Origin of the sequence: Streptomyces bugieae (assembly GCF_036352915.1) — a bacterium.
In the GTDB taxonomy this organism is placed as follows: domain Bacteria; phylum Actinomycetota; class Actinomycetes; order Streptomycetales; family Streptomycetaceae; genus Streptomyces; species Streptomyces endophytica.
Genome location: NZ_JAZBJP010000137.1, coordinates 1 through 464, shown reverse-complemented (window position 1 = coordinate 464; position 464 = coordinate 1). Strand labels below are relative to the sequence as shown.

The following is a 464-nucleotide window of genomic DNA, read 5'->3' as shown; positions in this document are numbered from 1 at the left end:
ACATTGGCCCCGCTCGGCGGCGAACCGATCGCCCCGCACCTGTCGCTCGGCGAAGCAGGGGTCTACGACGGCGACCTGTTGATGATCTGCGCGGCGGGCCAGCCGGTCAGCCCGTTGCTGTTCGACGACGTCGACGACACCCAAAGCCCAGAGGACGGGGCCGGCACCGTGCGGAGCTGGTTCACGGACAACGCCAACGTGTTGGCCGGCTTCGGTGTCACCGCGGCCGCCGCCGTCACGCTGGCGGGCGTGCTGGCACATTGGGCCGCCCAACCCGCGGTGTCCGCGGCGGTGCTGGCCCTCGGCGCGATGGGGGTGCTGCTGGCCTGCCTGGTGGCGCACCGGCCGCCCGCCACCGGCACGTCGGCCTGGATCGCCGCGGTGTCGATGCCGCTGGTCTTCGCCGGCTCGCTGTATTTGGTGCCCGACGGATCCGGCGCCACCTCCCTGCCGATGTCGTTCGC

General features: G+C 72.6%; 1 protein-coding gene. It reads left to right on the top strand.

Annotated elements, in window-relative coordinates:
- The coding region (locus V2J85_RS40560) for a ubiquitin family protein (protein WP_330824385.1) at positions 1-464 on the top strand (464 nt) is incomplete at both ends.